The sequence below is a fragment of the Amnibacterium kyonggiense genome (genome assembly GCF_004364555.1).
Classification (GTDB): domain Bacteria; phylum Actinomycetota; class Actinomycetes; order Actinomycetales; family Microbacteriaceae; genus Amnibacterium; species Amnibacterium kyonggiense.
The window spans coordinates 466,892-491,585 of the sequence record NZ_SOAM01000003.1 but is presented as its reverse complement, the minus strand read 5'-3'; the positions used below and the strand labels follow the sequence as shown (position 1 = coordinate 491,585).

Sequence of the window (24,694 nt, the reverse complement as noted above, 5' to 3'; positions counted from 1 at the left end):
CCCGGTCAGGCGTCGAGCAGCGACGCGAGCCAGGGCTCGACGACGGCCTCGATCCGGTCCTGCTCGAGGCCCTCGAGCGCCGCGAGACCGACGAAGTGCCGCGCGATCGTGAGCCCGAGGATCGTGGAGACGAGCACGGTTGCGCGGAGCTCGGCGTCCTCCGCATCGCTCGCGCCCGCGAGGGCGTCGACCCGGTCCTGCAGATAGGTCCGCATCACGCCGGCCGCCTCCGGCGAGGTGAGCATCGAGCGCATGAGCGCCCGCGTCTCGGGCGGCAGCTCCCGGAGGCGCATGCCGAGCACCTCGCTCAGATGCGCGGGGGCGTCGGCGCGGGAGACCTCGTCCACCGGTCGGACGGCGAGCGCGAAGAGCCCCTGCTTCGAGCCGTAGTGCTGCAGCACGAGCGACGGGTCGACCCCGGCTCGGCGGGCGATCGAGCGCACCGTGGCGCCGTCCGAGCCGTGCAGCCCGAACTCGACCTGGGCCGCCGCGAGGATGCGGGCGGCCGTCGCCGCACGCCGCTCCGCGCGGGTCAGGGGGTCGCTCACCCCTTCACTCTACAAGCGTTGAGCGAAGTGCTACGTTCGCTCCACGGTCGGTGAGCGAACGCGCTCCGGCGGGGAGGAGCTCGCATGTCCGCAGCGCTCATCGGCGTGGAGGAGCACTGGGTGCTCGACGGGATCGACCGCGCCGCCCGCGCGCTCCCGCCCGAGCGGCGCGACCCGAGCCTCGCGCTGAACGACTTCGGGGACGCGGCCGAGCGGCTCGGCGACCTCGGGGCCGGGCGCCTGGCCGCGATGGACGAGCAGGGGCTCGCCGTGCAGGTCGTCTCCCTCGCGCCGCCAGCGACCCACGGCCTCGACGCCGCGGACGCAGTGCCGCTCAGCCGGGACGCGAACGACCGCGCTGCGGCCGCGGTCGCCGCTGCGCCGGACCGGCTCCGTGCATTCGCGACGCTGCCCCTCGCCGATCCGGCCGCCGCGGCGGCGGAGCTCGAGCGCGCCGCCGCCCTCGGGGTCGTGGGGGCGATGGTCTACGGCAGGACCGGCGACGTCCCGCTCGACGGTCCGCAGTTCGAGGACGTCTGGGCGGTCGCGGAGGAGCGCCGGCTCCCGATCTTCATCCACCCGCAGGTGCCGCCGCGGGCGGTGCGGGAGACGGCCTACGCCGGGATCGACGAGCTGCCGGACCTCGCGCTCGCCACCTTCGCGTGGGGCTGGCACCTCGAGGCGGGCACGGCGGCGCTCCGGCTCATGGCGGCCGGCGTGCTGGATCGGCACCCCGGCCTGCGGCTCGTGCTCGGCCACTGGGGCGAGCTGCTGCTGTTCTGGCACGACCGCGCCGACGGGCTCGCCCGGGCCGCGGGGCTCCAGCGCTCGATCACGGAGTACCTCCGCGAGAACGTGTGGATCACCGCCTCCGGCATGCTCGACCCGGCGATGCTCCGGCACGCGCTGTCGATCACGACGCCGGACCGGCTCCTGTTCTCGACGGACTACCCGTTCCAGCACCCGACCCGGGCGCAGATCGACGCGTTCCTGGCCGAGTTCCCGGACGACGCGTCCCGGATCGCTTTCACGAGCGGGAACGCTCGGACGCTGCTCGGGGTCGCGTAGGGGAGGCTCACGCCGCACCTTCAGGCGATCGCCGATCGCCGATCGCCGATCGGCACGGCAGGCGCGGCCGCTACCGCCGGGCCACCGACTCGGCGCCGGCGCGCAGCGTCCAGGCCGGCCACCAGCCGTCGTCGAGGGACCGGAGCGTGGCCGCCGCCTGCTCGAGCTGCTCCGCGGAGCGGTCGGGACCGGGCGCACCGCTGCCGCCGCTCCAGCCGCCGTCGATGTGCACGACGCGGGTGTGCAGCCAGCGGCGCCGACCGAGCGGGTAGCGCTCCTGCAGGCCACCGCCGGCGATCGCGAGCACCGTGTCCTCGAGGCGACCCGCTTCGCTCTCGGCGGTCTCGTCGCAGGCGTCGCAGGAGCAGTCCGGGAGAACGACGTCGTACAGCGCGCCCGCCGTCACCCGGACGTATTCGGCGGTGCCCGTGATGGTCAGGGACGACCCTGTCGACGGCCGGAGGTGCACCCGCTTGGTGCCGTCCTCGTCCGTCGACCGTCGGACGTCCACCTCGTACCACCGCTGCAGGTGGTCGACGAGCGCGTCGACGTCGAGCAGCAGGGGCGCGAACCGATCCGGGTTCGAGACCCGGGAGTAGGCGTCGTGCGGCGGCCCCTCGAGCGGCCACCGCGTGCCGTACTCGATCACGTTCCCGTGCTCGTCGACGTACGTCCGCTGCGGGAAGGGAGGTCGCTCGAACCCCTCCGGCGGCAGCACGAGGACCGGCTCCCTGCTGTCGCGATCGAGCGCCTCGCGCTCCGCCTCGTCCTGATCCTCCTGGTCCCACGTCTCGAGCGTCCCGACGAACCCATCGCGGCGCTCCGGATGCTCCACCATCATGAGGACGAGGTTCTCGACGGGGATCGACCTCGTCCTCGTGCCGATCTCCGGCTCGTCCCGCACCTTCCACGTCGCCGCTGGGTGCGCGACCGCGACGGCATTGCCCGCGAAGATCGCCGCTGCCCGAGCGAGTTCCGGGGACTCGAGGGCCTCCGGATGCTCGGCGAGGAACGTCCAGAGCGCCGAGACGTCGCGGGCGAGCCGACCGGGGTCGTTCCCTTGATCGAGGACGAACTGCTCGAACCGCTCGAAGCCGCTCGCGAACCGGACCGGCGCAGGGCGTTCCGACGGCGCGCGGAACACTGCCACTCCGAGTGGGATCGCGTCCGGCAGCGGTCCGAGAGGGCCGGGGAACGTGCTCGAGGTCATGGCCGCCCTCCACTCACCGCTCCCGACAGCCCGTGGCGATCAGGGCTGCCTTCCTACCATCTCGATCTCGCGTCCCTCGTCACCCGGGAGGCCGCGGACGCGTGTTCTCGCAGGGCGCCGGCTCGGATCGGCTGCTCCGCTGCGGGGGAACCGATGAGTACCGGCCGGACACCTCCTTCATGAGCGGCCGGCTCGCTAGGACGGGCCGCCGGAGCGAGGGAGCGGATCATGAACAGAGGCGTTCGTGCGGCAGCGGGAACGTTCGGCGCGACCGCGCTGCTGGCCGCGGGGCTGGTCAGTCCGGCGTGGGCGGCGCCGCGCGCCGCCGGCACCGAGCAGGCGTCGAAGGGCTGCACCAACAGCGGCACCGTGCCCAAGGGTGCGCGGACGGTGAGCATCGGCGACGTCGACCACGACGGCAAGGCCGACACGGCCTTCTATGCGGCCGTGCCCGGCACCACCGATGCGCAGGGGCACTACGACTACGGCATTCACACCGCTGCCGGCGGTGTCATCAAGGTTCGGGATCGGATGACGGGCGACCGCGTCCACAGCGGCTGGTTCTCCGCCACGGACGGGATGGGGTTCGTGGCCGTCATCGACGACACGGAGACAGCGACGCTGTACGCGTTCCGCGGCTGCAAGCTGATCCAGCCGCACCACGTCGGTGGCGGGCCCTACGTGATGAAGATCGGCCGGACGGCGAAGCCCGGCACCGGCGTCGCGTGCAACGACGAGAACGGCGGCGTCCTGCTCGAGCGGGCGACCGCGCGCAAGCGGAGCAACGGCAACTACGACATCCTCCGCACGATCATCGACGTCAGCGCCGACGGCAAGACCGCCAGGCAGCAGAGCGGTCCGGGCAGCACGGAGGTGCGCTGGTCGAACCTCAAGCCCTCGGACATCCGGGTGCAGCAGGCCCGCGGCAGCTACTGCAACGACGTGCCCAAGGTCGACGCGCGGATCGACTGATACGGGCGGCGCGAGGGACAGGAGGCGTCCTCGCCGGATACCGCGATGGTGCGGGGACTGAGCGAGGGGCGGTCGGTCGGCAGCGTCATGGCCGGCCGTCCGTGCCCCCGCAGGGACTCGAACCCTGACTGAAGCGATTTTAAGTCGCCTGCCTCTGCCGATTGGGCTACGAGGGCGCGGCATCACGGTAGCGGGGCGGCCGCGCGGCTCGGCGAGAGTCGCGAGCGGTTCACACCGCTCGGCGTGCTGGTTCAAGGAGCGAGCGCGGACCGCCGAAGCGCTTGCCTTGGGCGGATTCAGAGTGCGCTCGCACTCAGGGGCGCAAAATAAACCTTGCTTTACGGCTTGCAAGTAAAATATATTTGAGCGTGGCCAAGCAGCAGATCGTGCCGCCTCCTGTCGTTGCGGAGGCGCTGGCGGTGCTGGGGCAGCGCGTGCGCCTCGGGCGGCAGGAGCGAGGCTGGAGTGCCGCGGAGCTGGCCGTTCGTGCCGGCGTCACCGCGCCGACGGTGCGGGCTGCAGAGGCGGGTCGCCCTGGTACCGCCAGTGGGACGCTCTTCACGCTCGCGTGGCTGGTCGGGGTACCGCTCTTCGAGATCGACGATCCCGTCGAGCTCGCGCGATTGCGGCGCACGGGAGAGCGTGAGCTGGCACTCCTTCCGGCTCGAGTGGTGCATCGGCAGGACGTCGAGCCCGATGCCGACTTCTAGGAGTGCGGTGCAACGGGTCTACGTCTGGACCTGGCTGCCCGGCGCCACCACGCCCGTCGTCGCCGGCGCGATCGAGCCGCGGAACGGCGTCTCGGCCTTCTTCTACGCGCGCTCCTACCTCCGGCGAACGGACGCCATCAGCCTGTGGGCGCCCGAGCTGCCGCTCCGAGAGGGGTGGATCGAGCCGCTCGACGGCCTCGTGCTCGCAGGGGCCCTCCGGGACGGGGCTCCAGACGCCTGGGGTCGCCGAGTCATCGAGGCGAAACTCGGCGTCGACGACTCCGCGCTCGAGGAGCTGGACTACCTGCTGCTGTCCGGGTCGAACCGCTTCGGCGCGCTCGACTTCCAGGCGGCGGGGAACACGTACGTTCCGCGAGGTGACACGGCGTCGCTGGACGAGTTGACCGAGGCGGCGACCCGCCTTCAGGAGCACCGAGCGCTCAGTGCGCCGCTCGAGGCCGCGCTGCTGCACGGCACGACCATCGGCGGCGCTCGGCCCAAGGTGCTCGTGGAGGACGGCGACGACCACTGGATCGCGAAGCTGGCCTCGACGTCGGACGTCGTCTACTCGGTCGTCGGAGCCGAAGCCGCCGCGATGCGGCTCGCCCGGGCGGCCGGCCTGAACGTGGCCGACACCCGGCTGGCAACGTCGAACGGACGGGACGTGCTGCTCGTGCGCCGATTCGATCGCGACGCGGGAGGCCGGCGCCGTCACACGGTGTCGGCGCTCACGATGGTCGGCCTCGACGAGCAGGTCGCCCGGTATGCGACCTACCCCGATGTGCTCGACGTGCTGCGGCGCCTCGGCGCCGACTACGCGGCCGATGCGGCGGAGCTGTTCCGACGGATCGCGTTCTCCATCGCGATCTCGAACTCCGACGACCACGCCAGGAACCACGCCGCCTTCTGGGACGGTCGCACGGTGCGGCTCACCCCGGCCTACGACCTCGCGCCCGGCAACCGCTCCGGCGAGACCGCGACCCAGGCGATGGCCTACGACAGGGACGGGCGCAGGACCAGCAACTTCGCCGAACTGCTCGGGGCCGCATCCCTGTACGGGCTGACGAGACGCGGGGCGCGGGAGATCATCGACCGCATCATCGCCGCGATCCACGACGGATGGGACGAGGCCGCCGACGCCGCCCGGCTGTCCGCCGCCGACCGCACGCGGCTGTGGGGGAACCAGTTCCTGAACCCCGGTGCGCTCCACGACTACTGACAGACGGCCGCCGATCGGGCTCGCCAAGTCAACCCCGTGTCCCGACGCGGCCGATCCGCCTAGCGTCGCTTCGATGCCCGGCACGCGCTCGAACCCCCACCGTTCGACCGATGCGCGGCTGACGCGCATCGCGGACGGCGTCCATCAGCTCACCCACGGCGGCGTGAACTGCTACCTCCTCGAGGAGGACGACCGGGTCACGATCGTCGACGCCGCCCTGCCGCGCACCTGGGGCCCGCTGCAGCAGGCGCTCGCCGTGCTCGGTCGGCAGCCGGAGGACGTCGCCGCGCTCGTGCTCACCCACGCCCACTTCGACCATGTCGGGTTCGCGCGGCGCCTCGCCGCTGAATACGACGTCCCGGTCTACGCGCACCGGCTCGAGCACCACCTCGCCGCGCACCCCTACGACTACGCGCACGAGCGGTCGCGTCTGCCGTACCCGATCCTCCATCCCGCCGCGCTGCCGACCCTCGCCGCGATGGCGCGGGCGGGCGCGCTGCAGGTGAGGGGCATCGACGAGGTGCTCGACCTGCCGCCGGGGGAGCCGCTCGACGTGCCCGGCCGACCGACGGTGCTATTCGTGCCGGGGCACACCTTCGGACACTGCGCGCTCCACCTGCCCGACCGCGACATCGTGCTCACGGGGGACGCGCTCGTCACCCTCGACCCGTACACGGGCCGGCTCGGCCCGCGCATTGTCGCCGGCGCCGCGACCGCCGACAGCGTGGCGAACCTCCGCTCGCTCGACGTGCTCGAGACGACGTTCGCGCGGATCGTGCTCCCCGGGCACGGCGACGCCTGGACGGGCGGGATCCGCAGCGCGGTCTCGCTCGCCCGCGTCGCCGGCGCCGCCTGATCGCGGTTCACCCGCCGCCGCGGGCCGCTGCGGAGCCCCTGCGAGCCCGCCCAACGCGCGGCTCCTGGCCCGAGCGCTCGCTCTAGGCTGCCCCCATGCAAACCGGGGCATGGATCGCCATCGCGGTCGTCGTCGTCCTGATCGTCCTGCTCGCGCTCTACCTGTGGGTGACGTACAACTCGCTCGTCACCCTGCGGGTGCGCGTCGAGGAGGCGTGGAGCGACATCACCGTGCAGCTCAAACGTCGGGCCGACCTCATCCCGAACCTCATCGAGACGGTGAAGGGGTACGCGGACCACGAGAAGACGGTCTTCGAGGCGGTGACGACGGCCCGTGCCGAATCGCTCGCCGCGACGACGCCGGCGGAGGCGAGCGCCGCGGAGAACCACATGCAGCAGGCGCTGAAGTCGATCTTCGCGGTGGCGGAGGCGTACCCGCAGCTGCAGGCGAGCCAGAACTTCCTCCAGCTGCAGGCCGACCTCGTCGACACCGAGGACAAGATCCAGGCGTCGCGGCGCTTCTACAACGGCGGCGTTCGCGAGTTCAACACGAAGATCCAGGTGTTCCCGAACAACCTGTTCGCCCGGCGCCTCGGGTTCGGCGGCCGCGAGTTCTTCGAGGTCGGGAACCTCGCCGCGATTTCGGAGCCGCCCCGCGTGCAGTTCTAGGGCGGGGTGGTCTCGAGGCTCGCTTCGCTCGCACCTCGACCAGCGGAGGTGAGGGACAGGAAGGCCCGCGGCCCGCTCGAGAGCGGGACGCGGGCCGAGGTCCTGACGTCAGTTGTTGGCGCTGAGCTCGTGGCTGATCGCGTTCGGGCCGTCGTACTCGCGGTCCGGGATGTTGCCCAGCGCGTCGAGGATCGACTGATCCGCGCCCGACTCCTTCGCCGTCGACAGGATCGTGTCCTTCGTCACCGGGTAGTCCATCCCGCCCAGGTGCTTCTGGACCTCGATGGGGTTCGGCATGTCGGCCATGGTGGTTCCTCTCCTCGCGGGACCGGCGGTCAGCCGGCCGTCTCGTGCGCGAACACGGCCGCAGCCGCGTCCACGGATCGATCGGGGATGGAGGTCGGCGCCTCCAGGTGCACGGCGCCGGAGGGCAGCACGCCGGCCCCGCCGAAGCGCTCCATGACCTTCCACTGCGCGGCGACGTCCTCGCCGCCGATCGTGGCGGGCAGGTCGCGCCAGAAGTCGAAGCCGCCGACCTCCTCGAGCGCGGAGCGGCGGTAGAGCACGCAGCCCGCGAGCCACGCGACGCGGTACGGCAGCCAGCCCTCCTCGGGCAGCTCCGTCCGCGCGGCGATGTGCGTGAGGTTCGCGGCGTTGTGCAGCGTCCAGCGCTCCGTACCGGGGGAGTCCTTGCGCAGCCGCTCCGGCCGCACCCCCTCCGACCAGGCCGTGAACGGCGCCTGCTCGTGGGGGCGGACGTCCTCCAGGTACGACAGCCCCTGCTGCGCGGAACCCACGAGGCCGCAGCCGAGCTCCTCGATCGCGCGGTGCAGCGTCGCGAGCAGCCCCGGCTCCGGCCACACGTCGTCGTCGAGGAAGAGCACGTACTCGGCGGTGGCCTGCTCGAGCAGGAAGGCGCGGTGCTCGGCGATCCCGCGGCGGGGGAGGTGCTGCAGGACCCGGACGTCCCGGCCCTGCGCCCGGAGGACGCGCAGCATCGCCTGCACGGCGGGCGTGTCCGCCATCGCGTGGTCGTCGGACTGGTCGCTCACGATGATGCGGAAGGGCGGGTCGTCCTGCGCGGCGAGGCCGGCGAGCACCACGGCGAGCTCCGCGACGCGGCCGGAGGTCGGCAGCAGCACGTCGACGACAGGCCGGGCCCGCTCGGCGGACCGGGCCCAGTCGCGGGCGGTCCGCCGGCTAGGCACCGGCGACCCCGGCGGCGCGCACGCGGGCGATCAGGTCGCTCGTCGAGTGCGGGCTGATGTAGTCGAGGATGCGCACGACGCCGCCGTTCGCCTCCACGACCGGGGTCTCCGCGAGCATCTCGGGCAGGTAGTCGCCGCCCTTCGCGTAGACGTCGGGCGCAATGGTCTCGAGCAGCGGGATCGGGGTGTCCGTCGAGAACACGGTGATGAAGTCGACGCAGGCGAGCTCCGCGACGACGCCCGCGCGATCGGCGACCGGGTTCACCGGCCGGCCGGGGCCCTTGAGGCGACGCGTGGACTCGTCGTCGTTCACCGCGACGACGAGCAGGTCGCCGAGCGCCCGCGCCTGCTTCAGGTAGGCGGTGTGGCCGCGGTGGAGGACGTCGAAGCAGCCGTTCGTGAACACGATCCGCTTGCCGGCCGCACGGGCGACCCCGAGCGCGGCGACGAGCGCGCGCTCGTCGAGCAGCCGCGCGCCGCCCGCGAGCGACGCGGTGAGGTCGTTCGCGGTGCAGACGGAGGTGCCGGGCAGGCGGGTGACGACGTCCGCCGCGAGCTGCCCGAGCCGGGCGGCCCGGTGCACGTCCATCCCGGCCGCGAGGGCGAGCACGAGGGCGGCCGCGAAGGTGTCGCCGGCGCCGTTCGCGTTCGCGTCGGGGGCGGGCTTGGCGAGCGTGCGGCTCGGGCCGCCGTCGGCGTGGACGACGGTGCCGTCCCGGTCCAGCGTGACGATCACGGCGGCGGCGCCGGTGCGCTGGCGCAGCTCGGCGCCCGCCTCGGTGGCCGAACGGACCCGGTCGTCGCCGAGCGCGCGGCCGAGCAGGCGCTCGGTCTCGCCCGCGTTCGGCGTGACCACATCGGGCCGGACGGCGGCCCAGGGGGCGAGGTCGTGCGCGTCGAGGACGAGCGGCACGGCGCCCCGGTCCTCGGCGAGCGCGGTCCGCACCGCCGCGCCCGCCGCGTCCATGCCGTAGTCGCAGACCAGCACGGCGGCGCTGCCGGGCAGCGCGCCGCGGAGCGCGGCTGCCACCGCGTCCCCATCGGCGGCATCCGCCGTCGCGCCCTCGTCGAAGCGCATGAGCACCTGGCCGGCGGCCGAGACGCGGGTCTTCACCGTCGTCGGGCCGCTGCCCCGAACGACGCCGGAGACGTCGACCCCGGCGGCCTCGAGGAGCGCGAGCAGCGCCGACCCGGGCTCGTCGTCGCCGACCAGCCCGACGAGCCGCACGGCCGCACCGAGCGCGGCCAGGTTCATCGCGGTGTTCGCGGCGCCGCCCGGGGCGTCCTCCCGGCCGCGCACGCGCACGACCGGCGCGGGCGCCTCCCGGCTGAGCCGGTCCGCGGTGCCGGAGATCCACCGGTCAAGGAGCAGGTCGCCGACCACGACGATCGGGCCGCCGCGGAACTCGAGCACCTGGTCGACGAGCAGCTCGTCCTGCGCGTCGCTCACCGGGAGCCGCCCGGCAGGCCGAAGTGCACCACGGTCGTCGTCGTCATCTCGTCGAGCAGCTCCGGGCCGTAGCCGTACCCGGACCCGCTCGCACCGCGAGGCTGGGCGCTGCCGCCGGGGGCGCCCCCGAACACAGCGTTCACCTTCACCGTGCCGACGGGCAGCAGCGCGGCCGCGCGGTGCGCGTGCGCCATGTCGGGCGTGAGCACGGTCGCGGCGAGGCCGTAGACGTCGGCGGCGGCGAGCCGGAGGCCCTCGTCGAAGTCGTCCACGACGACGACCGGCGCCACCGGGCCGAACGTCTCCTCGGTCAGCACCTGGACGCCCGCCGGGACGTCGGCGAGCACGGTGGCCGGGTAGTGCGTGCCCGGGCCGTCCGGCACCGAGCCGCCGGCGAGCGCCTTCGCGCCCGCGGCGACCGCCTGGTCGACCTGCGCGGCGACCGCGTCCCGCATCCGCGCGTCGACGAGCGGCTGACCGGAGCCCCGCGTCCACGTGTCCGCCTCAGCGACGAGGGCGCTGAGGAACGGCTCCGCGATCGCGCGGTGGACGTAGATGCGCTCGACGGCGGTGCAGATCTGGCCCGCGTTCGCGAAGGACCCGAGCGCGGCCTGCCCGGCCGCCCAGACCGGGTCGACGCCAGCGTCGATGACGAGCGGGTCGTTGCCGCCGTTCTCGCGGATGACGTGCACGTCGTGAGCGGCGCCGACGAGCGCCAGCGCGCGGCCCGTCGCGGTCGAGCCGACGTGCGCGATCGCGCCGAGCCCCGGCTGGTCGGCGAGCGCGGCGCCGGTGGTCCCGTCGCCCGTCACGTGCACGAGCACGCCCTCGGGCAGCTCGGCGGCGAGGATCGCGTCGACGAGCGCGCCCGTGTGCGGGCTCCGCTCGCTCGGCTTGTGGACGACGGTGTCGCCGGAGACGATCGCGGCGCCGAGCAGGCCCGCGGCGACGGCGACCGGGTCGTTCCAGGGGGTGAGCGCGAGGACCACGCCGCGGGGCTGCGGCGTCGCGACGTCCACCGCGTCCCAGCCGCCGCGGAGGCGCTTGCCGCGGTGCAGCGGTCCGAGCTCCGCGTACTGCAGGAGCGTGTTCACCGCGGCCTCGACGCCGCCGGCCGCATCGGCCGCCGACTTGCCGGTCTCACGCGTGTTCATCGCGGCGACCTCGTCCGCGCGGGCGGCGAGCGCCTGCGCCGCGGCACGGAGGCGGAGCCCGCGCTCGCCCGGCGGCGTCGCCGCCCACGCCGGGAAGGCGGCGGCGGCGCGGCGGACGGCCGCCGCCGCCTCTGCCTCGTCGGCGACGGGGAGGGAGCCGACCGGCTCACCCGTGGCGGGGTCGAGGATCTCGATCGTGCGCGTGCTGAGGCCTGCGGGCATGCGGGATGGTCCCCCTCCGGTCGGTGCGCACCGGTGGGCGTCCGGGGGCCCTGCGAGGTTAGCGGTCGTGCCCCCGGGGGCACCTGGGTGTCGACCGGAAAACGGCCGAGCACGGTCGGGCAGGATCGTCGCCGTGCCCGCCCCGGTCGTCGCCCCGCTCGCCGAGCCGTTCGCCGACGTGCGGCGGATCGCGGTCCTCCGCGGCGGCGCGCTCGGCGACCTCGTCTTCGCGCTGCCGGCGATCGCCGCCCTCCGGGCCGCGCATCCCGACGCCGAGCTGACCCTGCTCGGTTCCCCGGCGCACGCGGTGCTCCTCGAGGGCCGCGGCCTCGTCGACGAGGTCGTGGTGCTGCCGCCGGCGGTCGGCGTACGCGGCGACGAGACCGACGAGGCGGCCGTGGCGGCGTTCCTCGCCCGGGTCGTACCCGTCGACCTCGCGGTGCAGCTGCACGGCGGCGGGCGGCACGCGAACCCGTTCCTCCTGCGGCTCGGCGCCCGGCACACCGTCGGCACCGCGACGCCCGACGCGACACCGCTCGAGCGGACGCTCCACTACGACTACTTCCAGCACGAGGTCCTGCGCTGGCTCGAGGTGGCGGGCCTCGCCGGCGCGGCGCCCGCGGACCTCGAGCCCGTCCTGCCGGTCTCGGCGGCGGAGCGGGAGACCGGCCGCCGCGTGCTCGGCGACCGGCCCGTCGTCGTGCTGCATCCCGGGGCGACAGACCCGCGCCGGCACTGGCCGGCGGAGCGCTTCGGCGCGGTCGCGGCGGCCGTCGCCGCCGAGGGCGTCCGCACCGTCGTCGTCGGCGACCCGTCCGAGGCGGCGCTCGCCGACCGGGTCGTCGCCGCCGCGCGCGCCGTGCTCGGGGCCGGCGAGCAGGAGCTCGTCCGATCCATCGCCGGGACCCTCGACCTCGTGCAGCTGCTCGGCGTCCTCGCCGCGGCGGACGTCGTACTCGCCAACGACAGCGGGCCGCGCCACCTGGCGCAGGCCGTCGGTGCGCGGACGGTCGGGATCTTCGTGTTCGGCAACACGATCAACGCGATGCCGTTCGGGCGCGGGCGGCACCGCATCCGGCTCGGCCGGATCACCCGCTGCCCGGTGTGCGGTCGGGACGCGACGCAGGTCGGCTGGACCGCGGAGCGGTGCGAGCACGACCCGTCCTACGTCGCGGACGTCCCGGTGGAGGACGTCCTCGAGGACGTGCGGGCCCTGCTCGCGCCCTGAACCCGCTCGCGCCCTGAGGATCAGCGGCGCGGTGGGTGGCAGTCGCCTGGATCGGGTCGGCCCGAGGAGCGGGCCGGGGGACGCTGGCGTGTGGCCATCGACATCGTCCTCCCGATCGTGCTCGTCGCGATGATCCTGCTCATCGGCACGATGATCGTGGTGCGGACGGTCCGGAGCCGGAACGTGCAGCAGTCCTCCGGCGAGGCCTCCAACGCCCGGCGCGAGGCGCGGGGGGACGGCGAGCCCTGAGCTCAGTCGCCCCCGGCGCCGAGCTCCCGGGCCGCGGCGACGAGCGCGGCGTTGTCCGGTGCGGGCGACCCGTCCGGGAGCACCAGCACGTCCTCCAGGCCGATCCGGGTGTCGAGGCCGCGGCGGACCGCGTCCTCGAGGGCCGTCCAGGCGTGCTCGCCCTCCCCGTGCTGCAGCCGGGGCACGAGCAGGTCGCCGCGGTCGAGGCGCGCGTGGATCTCCTCGGCGACCGCGAGGACGTCCGTCCCCGGAGGATCGAGCAGTTCGACCAGCACGCGTTCGATGCGGTCCGCGAGCCCGCTGCGGAGCAGCAGCTCGGCGTCCTCCACCGACCAGACGCCGGCCTCGACGCGGATCCCGCGGCCGAGGAGCGTGCGGATCGTGTCGAGCGCCTCGTCCTCCGACAGGTTGACGCTCGCGGCGTCCGGTCCCGTCCAGCGGGAGAGGAGCGCCGCGCGGTGGCGCTGCTCGCCCTGGATCCAGGCGCCCGTGCTGACGCTGACCGGCCACCGGCTCACGTCGTGCACGGCCGTCGCGGCCGCGTCGACCCACTCGGGGTCGAGCCGCTCGAAGCCGTCCGTGTCGCGCGGGTGGACGTGGAAGCCCTGCGCGCCGGCGGCCCCGCAGGCCAGCGCATCGGCCTGCAGCTCGGCCGGGGTGATCGGCACGGCCGCGTGCTCGGCCCTCGTCCGCCTGCCGTTCAGCGCTGCTTGGAGGAGCATCCGGCGAGGCTAGGCGCGGTCCCTGGACCCGTCGAGGACGCCCTCCGCACGCCGCTCGCCGTCTCCGGGAATTCACAGGCGTCGCCGAGCGCTGCACGGGTCGACCTGAGGAGGCCCGCGTGGACGTGATCCGGTGGCTGTTCGACGCGCAGATCCACTTCGGCGCGCAGTCGATCTACTGGCGGGAGCTGCTCGGCAACCTCTTCGGCCTGGCGTCCGCGCTCGGCGGGATGCGCCGCAAGGTGTGGGCGTGGCCGGTCGGCATCGCCGGCAACGTGCTGCTCTTCACCGTGTTCCTCGGGTCCGCCTTCGGCGACGCGAGCACGGTCAACCTCCTCGGCCAGGCCGGGCGGCAGATCGTCTTCATCGTCGTGAGCGTCTACGGCTGGTACCGGTGGACGCACCGGAACGACGCCGAGGTCACGACGATCACGCCGCACTGGGCGACGTGGCGCCAGCGGGTCGGCCTGATCGTCGGCATGGTCGGCGGCACCGCGATCCTCACGCCGGTGTTCACCGCGCTCGGCTCCTACGCGCCGCAGTGGAGCGACGCGTGGATCTTCATGGGCTCGCTCCTCGCCACGTACGGCATGGCGAAGGGCTGGGTCGAGTTCTGGCTGATCTGGGTCGCGGTCGACGTCGTCGGCGTGCCCCTGCTGTTCTCCGCGGGGTACTACGCGACGGGGCTCATGTACGTCGTCTACGGCGCCTTCACGCTGACCGGGTTCTTCGTCTGGCGGAACCAGCGCGTGCGCCCGTCCTCCGCGGTCGTCGTCGAGGGCTTAGCCCTCGCTTCGCGGCGAGGCGCCCACGCCTCCTCCTGAGCACTCCGGCAGGCCGTCCGCACCTCGGAGGCGAGGCGCCCACGCCTCCTCCTGAGCACTCCGGCAGGCCGTCCGCACCTCGGCGGGCTGTGGGGCACCACAGGGCCTGCTGAAGGCGGACCGGCCTGCTGAGGTGCTCACGTGCGCGGGCCGGGCTGAGCACTTGAGCAGGCTGTGCGCGCTTCGGCAGGCTGAGGGGCGCCCCGCGGCCTGCCGGAGGTGGATCAGCCTGCCGAAGTGCTCAGGGCGCAAGCGTCCGCCCGCGGCGGCCGCGCAGGGCGGGTCAGGGCCAGCTGGGCTCGGCCTCGTGCATGACGGAGATCTCGCGGATCTCCGAGCCGCGCGGGCTCTGCAGCGCGAAGACGACCGCCGCGGCGACGTTCGCCGGGTCGTTCAGGTCCGCGTCCTCGCCCGGCGCGTACTGGGCGGTGCGGCCGTCGAAGAAGCGCGTCTTCATGCCGGCGGGGATGAGGGTCGTCACGCCGATCTGCCCGCGCGTCTCCGCCGCGAGGGCGCGGCTGAAGCCGATCACGCCGAACTTGGAGGCGGAGTAGGCGGTCGCGTCCGACACGGCGCGGACGCCGAGCGACGACGAGACCGTGACGACGCGGCCGTGGGTCTCGTACAGCGCCGGCAGCGCGGCGCGGACCACCGCGACGGTGCCGAGCAGGTTCACGGCGACGACCCGCTCCCAGACGTCGCCCGGGATCTCGTCGAGGCGGCCCGGCTTGTCGATCCCGGCCGCGGTGACGACGGCGTCGAGGCCGCCCTGCTCCTCCGCGATCCGGGCGACGAGCGCTTCCACGCCGCGGGTGTCGGTGACGTCGCCCTGGTAGGCGGTGTAGGCGCTGCCCTCGACCGCGAGGTCGACGACGATCGGGGTGCCGCCGGCGGCGGCGACCGCGTCCGCGACCGCCAGGCCGAGCCCGGAGGCGCCGCCCGTGATCAGGGTCCGGCCGAGCGGCGTGGGCGTGGTGGAGGCGATGGGCATGGGTGTCCTTCGATCGGTGGAGCGGAGCGTCGGGGACGCGGGGGAGGAGCTAGGAGACGCGCTGGATCGCGGCGGCGAGCCGCGTGGTCGAGCGGCCGGGGAAGAACGGGACGGTGACGGCGCGGCCGCCCCATTCCTTGATGACGGCCGCCTCGGGCAGGGTCGCGGCGTTGTAGTCGCCGCCCTTGACCCAGATGTCCGGGCGGACGCGCTTGATCGCCTCGACGGGGGTGTCCTCGCCGAAGACGATGACGCCGTCGACGACCTCGAGGGCCTCGAGGAGGTCGACGCGGTCGGCCGCGGTCATGATCGGCCGCTCCGGCCCCTTCAGGCGCTTGACGGACTCGTCCGAGTTCAGCAGCACGATCAGGCAGTCGCCGAGCGCCCGGGCGGCGGAGAGCGTGCGGGCGTGCCCCGCGTGGATGAGGTCGAACACGCCGCCCGTCGCGACGACCGTGCCGCCGGACGCGCGGACGCGCTCGACGACGGCGAGGGCCTCGTGGTCCGCGCCGGGCAGCGGCACGGGCGCGGTCGCCTCGAGCATCGCGACGCCGCCGTCCGCGAGGAAGCCGGCGGTCACGAGCACCGCGTCCTGCACGGCGTCGCTCGGGAGTCGGCCGGAGCCGAGCGCGACGGCGAGCGCCGACGCGAACCGGTCGCCGGCGCCGTTCACGTCCGCGTCCCTGACGACGGGGCCGGAGGCGACGAGCGGCAGCCCGTCGACGGAGGTGCGGAGCAGTGCGCCGTGCGCGCCCATCGTCACGACGACCGCGGCGGAGCGCCACGCGGTGAACAGGCGCAGCGCGGCCTCGTCGGCGAACGGCACGCCACGGCCCTCGACGCCGGTGAAGCCGTGCGCCTCGCCGAGGTTCGGCGTGACGACGACGCCCGGCACGGGGACCGCGCCGCGGGGGTGCGGATCCCACACGACCGGCACGCGGCCGGCCGCGTCCTCGAGCGCGGCGCGGATCGCGGGCTGCTCGGTGAGCCGGCGGCCGTAGTCCGCGACCACCACGAGGTCCGCTGCGGCGATCGCCGCGAGCATCGCGTCCGTGATCTCCGGGGCCTCCGGCGTCGCGGAGCCCTCGTCGATGCGCGCGATCGGCTGCTCACGGCTCCGGAGGCGGGTCTTCACGACCGTGCCGGAGGGCGAGCGGCCCGCGACGAGCGCGATGCCGTCGAGCAGCGGCGGCAGCTCGGCCGCGCGGGCGTCCTCCGACAGCGCCGTGACGAGCGTGACGTCGTGCCCGTCCCGCTTGAGGAACGTCGCGACGAGCCCGGCGCCGCCGGCGCGCTTCGTCTCGGACACCACGTCGACCACCGGCACGGGGGCGTACGGCGTGAGGCGCGCGACGTCGCCCTCCACGTCCACGTCGAGCAGCAGGTCGCCCACCACGACGGCGTTCATCGGGTCGCTCCGATCCGGTCGCGCACGACCGCGTCGAACACGCGGCAGAGCGCGTGTACGGCGACGAGCTGCGCCTCCTGCACGTTGGCCCCGACCCCGGGCAGGAGGAGGGCGTCGTCGGCGGCGTCGGTGAGCGGGTTCGGGCCGGGGCCGGTCATCGCCCAGACGGTCACCTCCGCCGCGCGGGCGGCCTCGGCGGCGCGGACGAGGTTCGTGCTCGTGCCGCTCGTCGAGAGCAGGACGAGCACGTCGCCCGGCCGGCCGTGCGCGGTCACCTGGCGCGCGAACGCCTCGTCGTAGCCGAAGTCGTTCGCGATCGCCGTCAGCGCGGAGGTGTCGCCGTGCAGGCAGACGGCGCTGAACGCGCGGCGATCGCCGTCGAACCGGCCGACCAGCTCGGCGGTGAGGTGCTGGGCCTCCGCTGCCGAGCCGCCGTTGCCCGCGGCGAGCAGGCGCCCGCCGTCGAGGAGGCGGTCGGCGAGGTGCTCGCCCCAGGCCGCCAGCCGGGGCGCCTCCGCCTCCAGGGCCGCCAGGGTCGGTGCGATCGCCGCGACGTGGCGCGCGGCGACGGCGGCCGTATCGATGCCATGAGCGGTGGTCGTCATGCTTCTCCTGTCCGCAGCGCGAGACGTTCGCGATCGGTCAGACGACCGTAGACGCGCAGGGTGTCCGCGGCGATCCTGGACCAGGAGTACCGCGTCGCGGCGCGCGAGCGCCCCGCCCGACCGTAGCGCCGGCGTCGCTGCGGATCGGCCAGGAGCCCGCCGACCGCCTCCGCCAGCGCCTCCGGATCGCGGGGCGGCACGTGCAGCCCGGTGACGTCCTCGACGACGGTGTCGATGAGGCCGCCGACGCTCGTCGCGACGACCGGCCGGCCGCACGACATCGCCTCGAGCGGCACGATGCCGAAGGGCTCGTACCAGGGCGCGCAGATCACGACGTCCGCGCTGCGGTACCAGGCGGGCAGCTCGCCGTGCTCGATGCTGCCCGCGAGCACGACCCGGTCCTGGAGGCCCTCCGCGTCGATCACGGCGCGGAGGCGCTCGGTCTCCGGCTCGGTCTCGAGGTGGTCCGCGTCCCCGGCCCCGCCGATGACGACGAGCTCCGCGTCGACCCCGGCGCGGACGAGCCGGCCGAGCGCCTCGATCGCGTTCCCGACGCCCTTGCGCGGCACGAGGCGGCTCACGGTGAGCAGCCGGAGGCGCTCGGTCCGCGGCGCGACGGGGCCGTCCGGCGTGAAGTGGGCCGTGTCGACCCCGCACGGCACGACCGCGATGCGGGCGGAGGGCACGGCGAACCCCTTCAGCTCGAACGCCTCGTCCGAGCAGGTCGCGACGACGGTGTCCGCCCGGCGGGCGACGTCGGGTTCGAGGAAGCGGCGCTCGGCGGGCGAGGTGTCGCGCGCGCCCTGCTGCCGGCGCTTCACGACGCCGAGCGCGTGGAACGTCTGGGCGACCGGCAGGTGGCCGCCGAGGGCGAGGTCGACCCGGCCGGCCGCGTCGAGCGACGCGAGCCCGGACATCCAGAAGTGGCCGTGGACCACGTCGGGCCGGTCGGCGATCCACGCCGCGGCCAGCGCGTCCGCGAACTCGCCCATGAGCGGGAGGAGGTCGTCCTTCGGCACGACCGCCTCCGGTCCCGCCGTCACGGGGATCACGGTCACGCCCGGGGCGAACGGCACCCGCTCGGGCAGGCCCGGGGCGTCGCGCCGCGTGTACACGTCGACGACGTGCCCCGCCGCGGCGAGGGAGGTCGCGAGCGCGGCCACGTGGACGTTCTGCCCGCCCGCGTCGACGCCGCCGAGGACGGCCAGAGGGCTCGCGTGTTCGGACACCAGTGCGATTCTCATCACACCCCTTGTTGCACGGCGCCCCCCGGGGGCGCAAGCCCCCCCGGGGGCGTTTGGCGGAAGCGCGAGCGTCGTGCTACCGCCTCGTCGAGCACGTCGTCCCAGTCGGCGAGGAAGCGGTCGAGGCCGTACCGCGCGAGCGCGACCTCCCGGGCCACGCGGCCCCGGCGGACCGCTTCGTCCGGGTCGTCGAGCAGGCGGCGGGCCTCCCGCACCAGCTCCGCGACGTCGGCCGAGATGGCACCGGCCTCGGGCGGCACCGCGCGCGGCGCCTCGGTCGCCGCGAGCGCGATCACCGGCATGCCGAGCTGCATCGCCTCGATGAGCGAGAGGCCGAGCGACGTCCAGCGGTGCGGGTGGAGGTACGCGCGGCGCTCGGCGAGCGCGGGGTGCATGCGCTGCGGCGGCAGGTCGCCCGCGGCGTGGATCGCCGGCGAGCCCTCGAAGGCGCCCGCGAGCAGCTCCGTCCTCATCCCGAAGACGTCGACGGGCGCCTCGGCGGCGAACCGGGGGAGGAGGTCGGTGCCGGTCACGCGCCAGCGGCGCACCGGCTCGTTGATGACAGCGGCGAGCCGCTCGAGCGCGCCGGTGTAGCGGAGGCCCGGGTCCCGGACGCCGTGCTCGACGACGCGCGCGCGGGTCGAGCCCGTGTCCCACAGCAGCGCGTTCGTGTGCGTGACGTGCACGAGGTCGAGGTCGGACCGGTCGGCCATCGGATGCACGGAGGTCGGCACGTCGCCCTTCGGCGTGTTGTGCTCGAGGTACACGGCGGGCAGGTCGGCGCCGATGCGCCGGCCGGTGAGCCGCTCGGCCTCCGCGAGCTCCTCCGGGCGCTGGAGGACGACGACGTCGACGTCCTCCGCCCGGATCGCCTCCGGTGCGACCTCGCGCGCCGGCCAGTCCCGGCCGCCGCGGCCGAGGCCCCAGCCGTCGCGCGCCGGCGTGGTCGGCAGCAGGTACTCGTGCCGGCCGTGGACGAAGGCGTCCGTCCAGCCGCCGTGCACGTGCCAGAGCAGGACCTTCACGAACGCGCTCCGATCAGCCGCTCCGCGGCGTCGACGACGGCGGTCGGGGGCACCGACGCCAGGCAGGGGTGGCCCGCGACCGGGCAGACCCGGGCTCGGGAGCCGCGGCAGGCGGCATGCTGGTCGCCGAGCAGCTCGACCGGCACGCCGTACGGCGCCCACCGGACGGCCGGGACCACCGGGGCGAACAGGCTGACGACCGGCGTGCCTGCCGCGGCCGCGAGGTGGGCGGGACCGGTGTTCCCGACCACGACGACCGCCGCGTCGCGCAGCACGGCGCCGAGGTCGGCCAGGCCGAGCGCGCCGCCGAGGTCCTCGCCGGCCGTCCCGGCGACGGCCGCGGTCAGCGCGCGCTCGTCGGGGCCGCCGGTCACGAGCACGCGGTGGCCGCGCGCGGCGAGCAGCGCCACGACGTCGGCGCAACGCTCCGCGGGGTAGGCGCGGGCCGGCACGGCGGCGCCCGGGTGCACGACGACGTAGGGGCCCGTGCCGGCCGCCGCAGGACGGGCGGGCAGCTCGGAGGCGAGCCGGCCCTCGTCGTCCTCCGGCAGCGGGAAACCGGCCGCCGCCGCGATGCGGAGCGCGCGGACCGGCTCGGGGAGGTCCTCCGGCAGGCCCTCGCCCGGGATGAGCCGGACGTCGAGCAGCCCGCCAGCGGCGTCGACGGAGGCGCCGGCGATCCGTCGGACGCCCGCGAGGCGCAGGAGCAGCGCGAGGGGGAGCGGCGACTGGTGGAACGAGGTGAGCACGACCGCCTCGTCCACGCCCGTCTCGGTCACGATCCGCTGCACCTCCGCGACGAGCTCGGCGTCGACGGGCCGGTCGACCGGGGTGATCCAGGGGGCGGCGAGCACCCGCACCTCCGCGACCCCGGGCAGCAGGCGGGCGGCGGGAGCGCCCTGCGGGCCGGCGAGGAGCACGACCTCCGCCTGCCGCGCGACGGCGCGGACGGCCGGGCCGCTCACGAGGACGTCGCCCATGCTGTCGAGCCGGGCGACGAGCACCCGTCTCATCCCGCGCCCCCGGCCAGGGCGATGCGCACCGCGGTCGCGAGGTCGGGCGCCACGACGGATGCCGCGGCGACCTCCTCGGCGCGCGTGATCGGGGTCGGTACGAGCACCGCCGCCGCGCCCGCGGCGTGCGCGGCGCCCACGTCGGCGCCGATGTCGCCGATGACGACGACGCGGGCCGGATCGACGCCGAGCGCCGCCGCGGCCTGCAGCACCATCCCGGGCGCGGGCTTGCGGCAGGCGCAGCCGTCCTCCGGGCCGTGCGGACAGACCTGCCAGGTGTCGAAGGCGCCGAAGACCTCGTCGACGCGGGCGTTCACGGCGTCGACCTGCTCCCGGGTGATGAGGCCGCGCGCGATGCCCGACTGGTTGGACACGACGCCGGTCGGGACGCCGGCGGCGCGCACGGCGGCCACCGCCTCGACCGCACCGGGCATCGGGCGGACGAGGTCGGGATCGCCGTTGTAGGGCACGTCGACGACCAGCGTGCTGTCCCGGTCGAAGAGCACCGCCTGCGGGGCGGACGAGGTGGGCATCGAGCAAGGACTATCGCCACGGGAAGCCGTTCTCCTGGGAACCCGCTGGCAACCCTCCGGGTCAGGACTGGGAGGATCACCTGGTGAACGCGGGAATCGACGCCGACTCGAGGCCGGTCGCGCTCGCGTTCCGCGCGCTCCAGCTCGGCGACCTGCTCGTCGCGGTGCCGGCGCTGAAGGCGCTGCGGGCGAGCATGCCGGACCACCGGCTGCTGCTCGCGACGTCCGCCTGGCTCGCGCCGGTCGTCGACCTCGTCGACGCGGTCGACGGCCTGATCCCGACCGGCGCGCTCGGCGAGCCGCTGCCGGTCGAGCCCGGCTCGGTCGACATCGCGGTGAACCTGCACGGCGGGGGACCGGAGTCCGCGGCTGTGGTCGACGCGCTCGGCGCCCGGCTCGTGGTGCGGCACGCGCTCCGGCCGGGCGAACCCGGCCCCGCCTGGATGGAGGAGCTGCACGAGCGCGCGCGCTGGGTGCGGCTCACCGCCGCGTTCGGGATGCCGGGCGACCCGGACGACGTGTCCGTCGCGCGACCGGAGGTCGCCTCGCCGGCGCCCGGGTCGGCCGTCCTCCACGTGGGCGCCGCCTTCCCGTCCCGGGCGTGGCAGGTCGACCGGTTCGCCGCGGTCGCAGCCGCCCTCGAGGCGGCGGGCCGGCGCGTCGTCTTCAGCGGCAGCGCCGCCGAGCGGCCGCGGGCGCTGGAGGTCGCCGCGCTCGCGCGCCTCCCCGAGTCCCGGGTGCTCGCGGGGGAGACCTCGCTCCTCGGATTCGTCGCGCTGATCGCGGAGGCGTCGCTCGTCGTCACCGCCGACACGGGCGCAGGGCACCTCGCGTCCGCCTACGGCGTCCCCTCCGTCGTCCTCTTCGGCCCGGTGCCGCCCGAGCGCTGGGGGCCGCCGCCCGGTCCGCACGTCGCGCTCACCCACGCGGAGGTGCGCGACGGCGACGCGTTCGCGGACCGACCGGACCCGGCGCTCGCCGCCGTCACCGTCGACGAGGTCCTCGCGGCGGTCGCCCGGCTCTGAGGTTCATCGATACGGAGATCCGGACCCGGATCTCCGTATCGATGAACCGCAGCGGGGTCAGAGGGCGGCGGCGAGGGCGGGCGCGAGGTCGCCGACCCCGACCACCTCGATCGCGTCGAGGCCCTGCCAGGTCGCGGCGTTCCGCAGGACCGGGGCGAGGCGCTCCGCGACCCCGTCCGACGCCGAGGCCTCCGTGAATGCCGTCTGCACGAGCAGCCGCCCGCCCTGCCGGTCCGACTTCAGGTCGACCCGGCCGACGAGGCGGTCGTCGACGAGCACCGGCAGCACGTAGTAGCCGTGCTCCCGCTGCGGCGCGGGCGTGTAGATCGAGATCCGGTAGTGGAAGCCGAACATGCGGAGCGCCCGGTCCCGCTGCCAGACGACCGGGTCGAACGGCGACAGCACCGCGGCCGCCTTGAGGCGGGTCGGCGGGGCGGCCTCCGCGTGCCGCCACGTGCGGAGCGGCCGGCCGCCGGCCTGCGTCCAGCCGGGCACCGTCACCGGGATCAGCTCGCCGGCGTCCTCCAGGTCGCGCGCGGCCGCCGCGGTGTCGTCCGACCGGAGCCGGTAGTAGTCGGCGAGGTCGGGCAGCGCCGCGACGCCGTGCGCGACCGCCGAGCGCCGCACGAGCTCGCGGATCGCGTCCTGCTGCGGCACCGGTTCGATCGGGCCGCCGAGCACCTGCTCGGGCAGGCCGTAGCGCCGCTCGAAGCCGCGCCGCCCCGCGCTCACGAGGTCGCCCGTGCGGAAGAGCAGCTCGAGGGTCCGCTTCGTGTCCGACCAGCCCCACCACGGCCCCTGCCGCACGCTCGGCTCCTGCTCGACCTCGCTCGCCGCGAGCGGACCGCGGTCGGCGATCTCCGCGACCAGCACCGCGGCGAGGGCTCGGCTCGCTGCGAGCTCCTCCGCGTACTTCGCGCGGTACGCCTCCATCCGGAACGCGAACAGCCCGAGGTCGGCCTTCGGGATGAAGGCGGCCTCGTGCGCCCAGTATTCGATCCGGTCGCCGGAGGGGTCGAACAGCAGGCGGTCGAGCCGCGACCGGTCGTAGACCCCGAGCCGCGCGAAGAGCGGCAGGTAGTGGCTGCGCTCGAAGACGTTGACCGAGTCGATCTGCAGCACGCGGAGGCGGTGGAGCGCCGCCTCCAGCCGCGCCCGGCCCGCCGTGGGCGGGTGCGCCCGGCCGAAGCCCTGCGCCGCGAGCGCGATGCGCCGCGCCTCCCGCGGGGACAGCTCTTCCACGCGTGCACCGTAGCCGCGGGCGGGGACGTCACGAGGGGGCGGCTGGCGGGGTCGCGGCGCTCCCTAGAATCGCGGAATGGCCAGACGCACCGACGACGCGCCGTCGTCGACGGAGGAGCTCGTCGCGCGGACCGTGCCGGACGGGCTGAAGATCGCCGGCGCCTGGTCGTGGCGCCTGATCGGCGTGCTGGTCCTCATCGCGGTCGTGATCTTCCTGGTGATCCAGCTGCACATCGTGGTCATCCCGATCGCCGTCGCCGTGCTGCTGTCCTCCCTCCTCACGCCGCTGAAGCGCCGGCTCATGGGGTGGGGCTGGCCGCGGTGGCTCGCCGTCGTGACCGTGTTCCTCGGTCTGCTGATCGTCATCGCCGGGCTCGTCACGCTCGTCGTGCTCACGCTGCGCAGCGGGTTCGCCGGCTTCGAGACGCAGATCACGAAGTCGTACGACAAGTTCGTGGAGTTCCTGAAGACGAGCCCGTTCGGGTTCAGCGAGCAGGACCTGCAGAACCTCATCGCGAGCGTGACGAAGACGATCCAGAACAACTCGGGGAAGGTCGCCTCCGGGGTCGCGGCCGGCGCCTCGACGGTCGGCGACATCGGGGTCGGGCTCCTGCTCGCCCTCTTCACGACCCTGTTCTTCCTGCTCGACGGCGCGGGCATCTGGCGCTGGTGCGTCCGACTCGCCCCGCGACCCGCACGAGCGGCGGTCGACGGCGCGGGCCGCGCGGTCTGGCTCTCCGTCGGCGAGTACGCGCGGGTGCAGATCATCGTCGCGCTCATCGACGCGATCGGCATCTCGATCGTCGCGTTCGTGCTGCAGCTGCCGTTCGTCTTCGCGATCGGCGTGCTCGTGTTCCTCGCCGCGTTCATCCCGGTCGTCGGCGCGGTGACGACCGGCGTGCTCGCCGTCCTCATCGCCCTCGTCTACCCGGGCCTGATCCCCGACAACACGGTGCTGCAGGCGGTCATCATGCTCGCCGGCGTGATCGCGGTGAACCAGCTGGAGTCGCACATCCTCCAGCCCCTGCTCATGGGCAACGCGGTGCGGCTGCACCCCGTGGCGGTGGTCGTCTCCGTGGCCCTCGGCTCGCTGCTCGCCGGCATCCCCGGCGCCGTCTTCGCGGTGCCGTTCGCCGCCGCGCTCAACTCCGCCGTGAAGTACCTCGCCGGTCGCAGCTGGAAGGGGCAGCCGCCGCCCGACACGACGGACGTGCCGAGCGACGGCGACGCGAAGCCGAGCCGCCGCCGCGACCGCAAGCCGCGGCCGGGGGACGTGAAGACCGTTGCCTGAGTCGGACAG

General features: G+C 74.8%; 26 protein-coding genes and 1 tRNA gene. 11 read left to right on the top strand and 16 right to left on the bottom strand.

Annotated elements, in window-relative coordinates; genetic code table 11:
- Positions 1 to 5 precede the first annotated feature (5 nt).
- On the bottom strand, positions 6 to 548 hold the full coding sequence (locus CLV52_RS15625) for a TetR/AcrR family transcriptional regulator (protein WP_133767270.1): 543 nt from the start codon (positions 546 to 548) through the stop codon (positions 6 to 8).
- Positions 549 to 632: 84 nt separating this feature from the next.
- Here CLV52_RS15625 and CLV52_RS15620 point away from each other — a divergent pair, with 84 nt between their 5' ends.
- Positions 633 to 1,616 (top strand): amidohydrolase family protein, encoded by a 984-nt coding sequence (locus tag CLV52_RS15620; RefSeq protein WP_133767269.1) that lies wholly within the window; start codon positions 633 to 635, stop codon positions 1,614 to 1,616.
- A 70-nt stretch (positions 1,617 to 1,686) separates the two neighbouring features.
- Here CLV52_RS15620 and CLV52_RS15615 read toward each other — a convergent pair whose 3' ends face one another.
- On the bottom strand, positions 1,687 to 2,760 hold the full coding sequence (locus tag CLV52_RS15615; protein ID WP_133767268.1) for a DUF6226 family protein: 1,074 nt from the start codon (positions 2,758 to 2,760) through the stop codon (positions 1,687 to 1,689).
- Between the two features lie 294 nt (positions 2,761 to 3,054).
- Between CLV52_RS15615 and CLV52_RS15610 the strand changes: the two genes are divergently transcribed.
- On the top strand, positions 3,055 to 3,798 hold the full coding sequence (locus tag CLV52_RS15610) for a hypothetical protein (protein WP_133767267.1): 744 nt from the start codon (positions 3,055 to 3,057) through the stop codon (positions 3,796 to 3,798).
- Between the two features lie 102 nt (positions 3,799 to 3,900).
- Here the strand turns inward: CLV52_RS15610 and CLV52_RS15605 are convergent.
- Positions 3,901 to 3,974 (bottom strand) — tRNA-Leu (locus CLV52_RS15605).
- Between the two features lie 192 nt (positions 3,975 to 4,166).
- On the opposite strand from CLV52_RS15605, the gene CLV52_RS15600 reads away from it, so the two are divergent.
- From CLV52_RS15600 to CLV52_RS15585, 4 genes are all read left to right on the top strand, one after another.
- On the top strand, positions 4,167 to 4,508 hold the full coding sequence (locus CLV52_RS15600) for a helix-turn-helix transcriptional regulator (protein WP_133767266.1): 342 nt from the start codon (positions 4,167 to 4,169) through the stop codon (positions 4,506 to 4,508).
- 7 nt (positions 4,509 to 4,515) lie between these two features.
- Positions 4,516 to 5,727 (top strand): type II toxin-antitoxin system HipA family toxin, encoded by a 1,212-nt coding sequence (locus CLV52_RS15595; protein WP_246018180.1) that lies wholly within the window; start codon positions 4,516 to 4,518, stop codon positions 5,725 to 5,727.
- Between the two features lie 73 nt (positions 5,728 to 5,800).
- Positions 5,801 to 6,583, top strand: coding sequence for an MBL fold metallo-hydrolase (locus CLV52_RS15590; RefSeq protein ID WP_133767264.1), 783 nt, complete (start codon positions 5,801 to 5,803; stop codon positions 6,581 to 6,583).
- A gap of 95 nt (positions 6,584 to 6,678) precedes the next feature.
- A complete protein-coding gene (locus CLV52_RS15585; protein WP_133767263.1) occupies positions 6,679 to 7,251 on the top strand; it encodes a LemA family protein in 573 nt (190 codons plus the stop codon).
- Between the two features lie 108 nt (positions 7,252 to 7,359).
- Here the strand turns inward: CLV52_RS15585 and CLV52_RS15580 are convergent, their stop codons facing one another.
- From CLV52_RS15580 to CLV52_RS15565, 4 genes are read right to left on the bottom strand one after another with little or no spacing between them, the layout of a single operon-like run.
- Positions 7,360 to 7,557: a DUF2795 domain-containing protein gene (locus tag CLV52_RS15580; protein ID WP_133767262.1), complete on the bottom strand. Its 198-nt coding sequence runs from the start codon at positions 7,555 to 7,557 to the stop codon at positions 7,360 to 7,362.
- Between the two features lie 29 nt (positions 7,558 to 7,586).
- On the bottom strand, positions 7,587 to 8,459 hold the full coding sequence (locus tag CLV52_RS15575) for a glycosyltransferase family 2 protein (RefSeq protein ID WP_133767261.1): 873 nt from the start codon (positions 8,457 to 8,459) through the stop codon (positions 7,587 to 7,589).
- Positions 8,452 to 9,909, bottom strand: a complete 1,458-nt coding sequence (locus CLV52_RS15570; protein WP_133767260.1) for a PfkB family carbohydrate kinase — start codon at positions 9,907 to 9,909, stop codon at positions 8,452 to 8,454. The genes CLV52_RS15575 and CLV52_RS15570 overlap by 8 nt, the downstream gene beginning before the upstream one ends.
- Complete coding sequence (locus CLV52_RS15565) at positions 9,906 to 11,285, bottom strand: aldehyde dehydrogenase family protein (protein WP_133767259.1); 1,380 nt, start codon at positions 11,283 to 11,285, stop codon at positions 9,906 to 9,908. Before CLV52_RS15565 ends, CLV52_RS15570 begins: the two co-directional genes overlap by 4 nt.
- 133 nt (positions 11,286 to 11,418) lie before the next feature.
- On the opposite strand from CLV52_RS15565, the gene CLV52_RS15560 reads away from it, so the two are divergent.
- Together CLV52_RS15560 and CLV52_RS18530 are read left to right on the top strand one after the other, a co-directional pair.
- Entirely contained in the window at positions 11,419 to 12,513 is a 1,095-nt protein-coding gene (locus tag CLV52_RS15560; protein WP_246018179.1) for a glycosyltransferase family 9 protein, read from the top strand.
- Positions 12,514 to 12,603: 90 nt separating this feature from the next.
- Entirely contained in the window at positions 12,604 to 12,762 is a 159-nt protein-coding gene (locus CLV52_RS18530) for a hypothetical protein (protein ID WP_162850885.1), read from the top strand.
- Between the two features lie 2 nt (positions 12,763 to 12,764).
- Here CLV52_RS18530 and CLV52_RS15555 read toward each other — a convergent pair whose 3' ends face one another.
- A complete protein-coding gene (locus CLV52_RS15555) occupies positions 12,765 to 13,484 on the bottom strand; it encodes a 3-keto-5-aminohexanoate cleavage protein (protein ID WP_133767257.1) in 720 nt (239 codons plus the stop codon).
- 119 nt (positions 13,485 to 13,603) lie between these two features.
- Between CLV52_RS15555 and pnuC the strand changes: the two genes are divergently transcribed.
- Positions 13,604 to 14,308 (top strand): nicotinamide riboside transporter PnuC, encoded by a 705-nt coding sequence (gene pnuC, locus CLV52_RS15550; RefSeq protein ID WP_133767256.1) that lies wholly within the window; start codon positions 13,604 to 13,606, stop codon positions 14,306 to 14,308.
- Positions 14,309 to 14,591: 283 nt separating this feature from the next.
- On the opposite strand, the gene CLV52_RS15545 is transcribed toward pnuC, so the two are convergent.
- The 7 genes from CLV52_RS15545 to CLV52_RS15515 are packed head-to-tail and all read right to left on the bottom strand — an operon-like array spanning position 14,592 to position 21,127.
- A complete protein-coding gene (locus CLV52_RS15545; protein WP_133767255.1) occupies positions 14,592 to 15,299 on the bottom strand; it encodes an SDR family NAD(P)-dependent oxidoreductase in 708 nt (235 codons plus the stop codon).
- 49 nt (positions 15,300 to 15,348) lie between these two features.
- Entirely contained in the window at positions 15,349 to 16,707 is a 1,359-nt protein-coding gene (locus CLV52_RS15540; protein ID WP_133767254.1) for a PfkB family carbohydrate kinase, read from the bottom strand.
- The gene (locus tag CLV52_RS15535; protein ID WP_133767253.1) at positions 16,704 to 17,312 is read right to left on the bottom strand and encodes a D-sedoheptulose-7-phosphate isomerase; all 609 of its coding nucleotides are present in this window, start codon (positions 17,310 to 17,312) and stop codon (positions 16,704 to 16,706) included. The genes CLV52_RS15540 and CLV52_RS15535 overlap by 4 nt, the downstream gene beginning before the upstream one ends.
- Positions 17,309 to 18,541: a glycosyltransferase gene (locus CLV52_RS15530; protein WP_246018178.1), complete on the bottom strand. Its 1,233-nt coding sequence runs from the start codon at positions 18,539 to 18,541 to the stop codon at positions 17,309 to 17,311. Before CLV52_RS15530 ends, CLV52_RS15535 begins: the two co-directional genes overlap by 4 nt.
- 14 nt (positions 18,542 to 18,555) lie before the next feature.
- Positions 18,556 to 19,581: a glycosyltransferase gene (locus CLV52_RS15525; RefSeq protein ID WP_133767251.1), complete on the bottom strand. Its 1,026-nt coding sequence runs from the start codon at positions 19,579 to 19,581 to the stop codon at positions 18,556 to 18,558.
- Positions 19,578 to 20,594, bottom strand: a complete 1,017-nt coding sequence (locus tag CLV52_RS15520; RefSeq protein WP_133767250.1) for a glycosyltransferase family 9 protein — start codon at positions 20,592 to 20,594, stop codon at positions 19,578 to 19,580. Before CLV52_RS15520 ends, CLV52_RS15525 begins: the two co-directional genes overlap by 4 nt.
- Positions 20,591 to 21,127, bottom strand: coding sequence for a D-glycero-alpha-D-manno-heptose-1,7-bisphosphate 7-phosphatase (locus CLV52_RS15515; protein WP_133767249.1), 537 nt, complete (start codon positions 21,125 to 21,127; stop codon positions 20,591 to 20,593). The genes CLV52_RS15520 and CLV52_RS15515 overlap by 4 nt, the downstream gene beginning before the upstream one ends.
- A gap of 83 nt (positions 21,128 to 21,210) precedes the next feature.
- On the opposite strand from CLV52_RS15515, the gene CLV52_RS15510 reads away from it, so the two are divergent.
- Positions 21,211 to 22,152 carry a glycosyltransferase family 9 protein gene (locus tag CLV52_RS15510; protein WP_246018177.1) on the top strand — a complete coding sequence of 314 codons (942 nt, stop codon included), beginning with the start codon at positions 21,211 to 21,213 and terminating at the stop codon, positions 22,150 to 22,152.
- A 57-nt stretch (positions 22,153 to 22,209) separates the two neighbouring features.
- Here CLV52_RS15510 and CLV52_RS15505 read toward each other — a convergent pair whose 3' ends face one another.
- Positions 22,210 to 23,394 carry a winged helix-turn-helix domain-containing protein gene (locus CLV52_RS15505; protein WP_246018176.1) on the bottom strand — a complete coding sequence of 395 codons (1,185 nt, stop codon included), beginning with the start codon at positions 23,392 to 23,394 and terminating at the stop codon, positions 22,210 to 22,212.
- 76 nt (positions 23,395 to 23,470) lie between these two features.
- Here CLV52_RS15505 and CLV52_RS15500 point away from each other — a divergent pair, with 76 nt between their 5' ends.
- A complete protein-coding gene (locus CLV52_RS15500; protein ID WP_133767248.1) occupies positions 23,471 to 24,685 on the top strand; it encodes an AI-2E family transporter in 1,215 nt (404 codons plus the stop codon).
- Positions 24,686 to 24,694: the final 9 nt, after the last annotated feature.

Bases quoted from the DNA above. Each gene is read 5' to 3' on its own strand.
- CLV52_RS15620 (WP_133767269.1), top strand. From the start codon at position 633: ATGTCCGCAGCGCTCATCGGCGTGGAGGAGCACTGGGTGCTCGACGGG.
- CLV52_RS15610 (WP_133767267.1), top strand. From the start codon at position 3,055: ATGAACAGAGGCGTTCGTGCGGCAGCGGGAACGTTCGGCGCGACCGCG.
- CLV52_RS15590 (WP_133767264.1), top strand. From the start codon at position 5,801: ATGCCCGGCACGCGCTCGAACCCCCACCGTTCGACCGATGCGCGGCTG.
- CLV52_RS15585 (WP_133767263.1), top strand. From the start codon at position 6,679: ATGCAAACCGGGGCATGGATCGCCATCGCGGTCGTCGTCGTCCTGATC.
- CLV52_RS15580 (WP_133767262.1), bottom strand. From the start codon at position 7,557: ATGGCCGACATGCCGAACCCCATCGAGGTCCAGAAGCACCTGGGCGGG.
- CLV52_RS15565 (WP_133767259.1), bottom strand. From the start codon at position 11,285: ATGCCCGCAGGCCTCAGCACGCGCACGATCGAGATCCTCGACCCCGCC.
- CLV52_RS15555 (WP_133767257.1), bottom strand. From the start codon at position 13,484: ATGCTCCTCCAAGCAGCGCTGAACGGCAGGCGGACGAGGGCCGAGCAC.
- CLV52_RS15545 (WP_133767255.1), bottom strand. From the start codon at position 15,299: ATGCCCATCGCCTCCACCACGCCCACGCCGCTCGGCCGGACCCTGATC.
- CLV52_RS15540 (WP_133767254.1), bottom strand. From the start codon at position 16,707: ATGAACGCCGTCGTGGTGGGCGACCTGCTGCTCGACGTGGACGTGGAG.
- CLV52_RS15535 (WP_133767253.1), bottom strand. From the start codon at position 17,312: ATGACGACCACCGCTCATGGCATCGATACGGCCGCCGTCGCCGCGCGC.
- CLV52_RS15520 (WP_133767250.1), bottom strand. From the start codon at position 20,594: ATGAGACGGGTGCTCGTCGCCCGGCTCGACAGCATGGGCGACGTCCTC.
- CLV52_RS15515 (WP_133767249.1), bottom strand. From the start codon at position 21,127: ATGCCCACCTCGTCCGCCCCGCAGGCGGTGCTCTTCGACCGGGACAGC.
- CLV52_RS15500 (WP_133767248.1), top strand. From the start codon at position 23,471: ATGGCCAGACGCACCGACGACGCGCCGTCGTCGACGGAGGAGCTCGTC.